General features: G+C 45.0%; 7 protein-coding genes. 1 reads left to right on the top strand and 6 read right to left on the bottom strand.

The features are described from left to right. The 6 genes from ACR0P9_RS08030 to ACR0P9_RS08005 form a co-directional block, all read right to left on the bottom strand. The coding region (locus ACR0P9_RS08030; RefSeq protein WP_432619024.1) for a hypothetical protein at positions 1-185 on the bottom strand (185 nt) is incomplete at its 3' end. Positions 186-331: 146 nt separating this feature from the next. Beyond that, a complete protein-coding gene (locus ACR0P9_RS08025) occupies positions 332-592 on the bottom strand; it encodes a hypothetical protein (RefSeq protein WP_432619022.1) in 261 nt (86 codons plus the stop codon). Between the two features lie 61 nt (positions 593-653). Continuing rightward, a complete protein-coding gene (locus ACR0P9_RS08020) occupies positions 654-1,250 on the bottom strand; it encodes a hypothetical protein (RefSeq protein ID WP_432619020.1) in 597 nt (198 codons plus the stop codon). A gap of 197 nt (positions 1,251-1,447) precedes the next feature. Then, on the bottom strand, positions 1,448-1,885 hold the full coding sequence (locus ACR0P9_RS08015; protein ID WP_432619018.1) for a hypothetical protein: 438 nt from the start codon (positions 1,883-1,885) through the stop codon (positions 1,448-1,450). 85 nt (positions 1,886-1,970) lie between these two features. Then, on the bottom strand, positions 1,971-2,657 hold the full coding sequence (locus ACR0P9_RS08010) for a DUF4367 domain-containing protein (RefSeq protein ID WP_432619016.1): 687 nt from the start codon (positions 2,655-2,657) through the stop codon (positions 1,971-1,973). Continuing rightward, complete coding sequence (locus ACR0P9_RS08005) at positions 2,654-3,190, bottom strand: RNA polymerase sigma factor (protein WP_432619014.1); 537 nt, start codon at positions 3,188-3,190, stop codon at positions 2,654-2,656. The genes ACR0P9_RS08010 and ACR0P9_RS08005 overlap by 4 nt, the downstream gene beginning before the upstream one ends. A 150-nt stretch (positions 3,191-3,340) precedes the next feature. Between ACR0P9_RS08005 and ACR0P9_RS08000 the strand changes: the two genes are divergently transcribed. After that, the coding region (locus ACR0P9_RS08000; RefSeq protein ID WP_432619012.1) for a dihydrofolate reductase at positions 3,341-4,605 on the top strand (1,265 nt) is incomplete at its 3' end.

The raw sequence follows: 4,605 nt of genomic DNA, 5'->3' as shown, positions 1-4,605 counted from the left end.
CGCAGAGACTGAACGGCATTTTCATCCGTGCTGGTATCCGCGAGAATCGCCTCTGCGACTTTTGCGCTGACGACTTCCAGTGTAGGGTCTTTCTGTTCTGCGGTTTTGGTCTGTCCGCAGGCGGTGAGCAGGACGGCACAAAACGCCAGACAGATCATCATGGATACGCGATTTCTTTTCAACATAGGAATCCCTCCTTTGTACTGTGTTGTATATATTGTAACAAAATGAATGCGGAAAGAAAAGACCCTTTTGGGAATCTTTAGAATTGTTAAGAGACAGGCATCCCCAGACACCGGAGTATCTGGGGATAGAGAGATATAATAGAGAATTATTTGTCAAAATCACTGACGGAAAATGTGCATACGGTTTTTCCATCTTCATCGGTAACGGTGATTTTGTCTCCATCTTCGGTAACGGTATAATTGGTGATTTCTCCGTTATCGGTTTTGAAGGTAATGGCGGTTGGACCCTCTGCCAATTGACTGATTGATGGGACAGAATCCTGAATGGCAGATTTGATGTCTTCTGTAGAAATTTTGTCTCCACAAGCAGTGAGTAGAGTAGCAGAAAGTAAAAAACACATTAACATATATGATTTTTTCATATAAAATCCTTTCGCAATCCTATAGAATAGATAACAGTATATATATTTAAAGTGTAACTGTTGTATACGCGCTAGGTACAGAAATTGCGCCTTGTGCCTGAGATGTTACAGTTACCCAAGACCAACCTACTTTTACTTTTTTTACACTACTTGGAATAGAAAAAGAGTTGGACATTCCCTGAGCATAACTGGCACCGGTTTTGCTGGAGAAGGAAATAGATGTTCCTTGATATTGGGTATTTCCAGAAGTTGCTTTGCAGATAATATATCCACCAATACGTGTGATTTTAGATCCGTTTGCGACCCAGTGCATATATTTTTTTCCCTTAGAATCTGTTTTTAAACCGACATGAAATGAGGAAACAGCGGTAGCTTGTGGAAGAGGTGTGTTTTCTGCAACACGTACGAAGACAGGATCGTTGTTTTCGTCTAAATATACTGCTACAGTTATTCCGCCATTTTCCAGATCATCAACAGATACTTCTGCTTCAGCATAGTGAGAATATGCTACAGGAGTAGTAGGAAAGGGAACATCAGAGTTGGTATCTGAAGGAGATACAGAATCAGATGCAAATGCAACTGTTGAAGTGAGCGTTAAACACGCTAAAATAAGACTTGTGATGTTGCGGAAAACTTTTTTCATTTTGCGCTCCTTTCGGTACAAATTGTGGGTTTAAATAAATTTCAAAAAGCAAGTTAAACATAATAAATACGAACTAGTATATGCATTTAAAACTGTTTGCTTGTTTTCTGTGACTATAGTATTACATATCTTAAAAGAAAAATCAATATAAACAATAAATAACAATTTGCATTAAAAATTGTACAATATTAACAAAATTATTTGATGGTACATGTATTTGAATAAACCGTGTTGGATTCAGAAGAATTTCCGTTCCAAACTTTTACAGTGGCGACTGCACGATACGTTCCTTTAGAAGAATTTCTCTTTTGAGAAAGAGTATACGAATTGGAGTTTTTACTTCCCGACCATTCTGCGACCTGTGTCCAAGAAGTTCCAGACTTTTTCTGGAGAACCAATTTAATGGAGCATTTGTTCACAGAAGTGTTAGCATTGACCATTCCGTATGCAGTAAGGGTATTGCCAGATACCTTCAACGAACAAGCTGAATAAGATATATACGTGTTGCAAGGAGCAATGGGAGAATCTGCGTTAGAAGTTGTTTCGCTTGCTAGAGCGATTGGTGCCGCGCAGGTCAGCAGGCAGGTGGATAAACAGATGGATGCGAAGATTCGTTTTGCTTTTTGGTTTTTCATAGAAAAACACCTCCTAATTGTTTCTAATCATAGTAACGAATCAGGAGGTGTAAAAGGGACACTTCATATGAAATTTTTTTAAAAATTATTTTGAATGGATATTCAGTACAATTTGCTTTGCATCTTCAGGGGAAAGATGATAAGTAATCAGTGTATAAATAATACTTTCGTGAGTCCAAGAAATGACTGTAGTGTAGTCCTTATACGATGAAATAGCTGCTTCTCCGTCAATAGTAAAATGACTAACAGTAGCATTCTCAGTATCAATATTGTGTGTACTGCCATCGGAGAGAGTTACTAGCTCTTCATACAGTATGAAAGAAGAGTTATTCTGTGGATTTTCATAAGCAGTTATTTTCATGAACTCATCTTGTGTACTTGTATCTTTATTCTGCACCATTCCTTCCGGTAAATATCCCCATGTAATTGTGGGAAATTTCGCATCTTCCGCGGTGGTATCGGACGAGTACTGGATAGACGTATATTCTTTGAACCTTTGGATGAGCATATCAATCACGCCGACGCGATAAGCGTAGGCGGTACCGCCGATGCACAGGACGACAGCCGCGCAGGCGGCGACATAGCGCAGGACATGTACAATGCGATTCATGCGCGGGGAGCGGCGTTGTTCGGCACGGAGCTTGCGCAGCTTTCGCTCAAAGCGGCGGGAAAAGGTATGCGAGGGAACCTCTTTCTCCTGCGGCAGCGTGGACAGCCAGAGATCACGGGCTTCCGCTGCGTGCTGCCGGAGCATGTCTTCTGTCAGCTTCATACATCCGCCTCCATTTCATCCAAAAGGGTTTGCAGCTTGGCTTTTGCGCGTTGAATCGTCTTTTTGACGTTCGCTTCACTCATGCCGAGCAGCTGGGCAATTTCCTTCTCCGAATATCCTGTATCGTATTTCAGCAGCAATAGCTCGCGATAGCGGTCGGGCAGAGAGGCAATCGCCTGCGCGATGGAAAAGCCCTCTGTCATGGCGTCGGGTTCCGGCATCGGATGCATGTGCGGGATTTCCTCGTGCAGCGGAATGAACGGCTTGCGCTTGCGTGAACGGTACAGGTCAATCGCAGTTCTTCTGACTATAGTAACGACGAGCGCACGCGTTTGGGGACACTTGGGCTGAGAAATTTTGTCCAAAATTTCAATGATTTTTATGAGGGACTGATGAACAACGTCTTCGGAGTCCTGCGTGTCGCCCAAAATCTGATTGGCAATGTAAAACATCAAATTGCGGTATGCGTCGTATAAAATCTCGAATTTTTCTCTTTCGGTATCTTCTTCAATCAGCGAAAGATAAATCAGCATGGCAATTTTCTCCTTCTTTTGTACCAGTATACTACATATTTAGGGATTTTCCCAGCTAAAACATCGAAATTCGTGCGGCAGTCTGTTTGTCAGACGCGGGAAAATATGGTATGCTATACTCCTAGGAAAAAATGGACGGGAGAGAATGCTATGCTTGCGCTGATCGCCGCATTTGCACAAAATAGAATCATTGGACGGGATGGGCGCATCCCTTGGGATCTGCCGGAGGAAAAGCATCGCTTTCGGGATCTCACGATGGGACATGTCCTTGTCATGGGCAGACGGACATATGAGGAAATCGGCTTTCCGCTGCCGGGACGGGAAACCATTGTTGTGTCTCGGACAAAAAACTTTGATGCGCCGCACTGTGTCACGATGCCAAGCCTTGGCGCGGCATTGGAACAGGCCGCCGGACGCGATGTCTTTATCTGCGGCGGCGCACAGCTGTATCAAGAGGCTCTGCCGCTGGCAGATGTCCTGTATCTGACAGAAATTCATCATGAATATGCCGGAGATACGCAGTTCCCGCAATGGGAAAAAGAGGCGTTTGTGTGCACGGAGACACAGGATGTCGCAGGAGAAATTCCGTATACGTTTTTGACCCTGCGCCGCCGGGCAATGCCATATTCGCAGGCACGGGAGTATATCGCAGGCTTGACCGCGCAAAAGGGCATTGTGTTGGGATTGGAACCGATGCGGCATTTGCTGGCTCGGTTGGGCAATCCGCAAAATCGTTATCCGGTCGTACATATCGCAGGCACCAACGGCAAAGGCTCTACGCTGACGTGTATCGCTTCTATCCTGCGAGCGGCAGGGTATCGGGTCGGTACCTATGCCTCTCCGGCTGTGTTTACGCCGAGAGAGTGCTGGTGCGTCAATGGAGAAATGATTTCCGAGCAAGAGTATGCGCTGTGGATGACTAAGCTCATTGCGTGCTGTCAGATCATGCAGGAAAACGGAGAGCCGATTCCGACAGCATTTGAGCTGGAGACTGTACTGGCGTTCGCTTGGATGGCGCAGAAACAGTGCGAAATTGCTGTCGTAGAATGCGGCATGGGCGGAAGAGATGACGCGACCAATATTGTCTCGAACAAAGCAGTCAGCGTGCTGACGTCCATCGGCATGGATCATATGAAATTTTTGGGTGATACGATACAGGAGATTGCCCGCGCCAAGGGCGGCATTATCAGACCCAATACACCGGCCGTACTGCAAGGACAAGAACCGGAAGTCGAACAGGAAATCCAAACAATTTGTCAGCAGCAAAACAGTCCGCTGACCATTGTGCGGGATGTTTCCGTCACACGGACAGATGAAACCTCTGTGACATTTGCCTATAACAAAATGCGAGATATAACCGTAAAACTGCCCGGCATAGTACAGGCAAAAAATGCGGCAACAGCAATTGCGGCAGT

Origin of the sequence: Butyricicoccus sp., assembly GCF_050872565.1 — a bacterium.
Lineage (GTDB): Bacteria > Bacillota > Clostridia > Oscillospirales > Butyricicoccaceae > Butyricicoccus_A.
This window is presented reverse-complemented; position numbering and strand designations above follow the sequence as displayed.

Coding starts and splice junctions, on each gene's coding strand:
- ACR0P9_RS08015 (WP_432619018.1), bottom strand. CDS start 1,885: ATGAAAAACCAAAAAGCAAAACGAATCTTCGCATCCATCTGTTTATCC.
- ACR0P9_RS08010 (WP_432619016.1), bottom strand. CDS start 2,657: ATGAAGCTGACAGAAGACATGCTCCGGCAGCACGCAGCGGAAGCCCGT.
- ACR0P9_RS08020 (WP_432619020.1), bottom strand. CDS start 1,250: ATGAAAAAAGTTTTCCGCAACATCACAAGTCTTATTTTAGCGTGTTTA.
- ACR0P9_RS08025 (WP_432619022.1), bottom strand. CDS start 592: ATGTTAATGTGTTTTTTACTTTCTGCTACTCTACTCACTGCTTGTGGA.
- ACR0P9_RS08005 (WP_432619014.1), bottom strand. CDS start 3,190: ATGCTGATTTATCTTTCGCTGATTGAAGAAGATACCGAAAGAGAAAAA.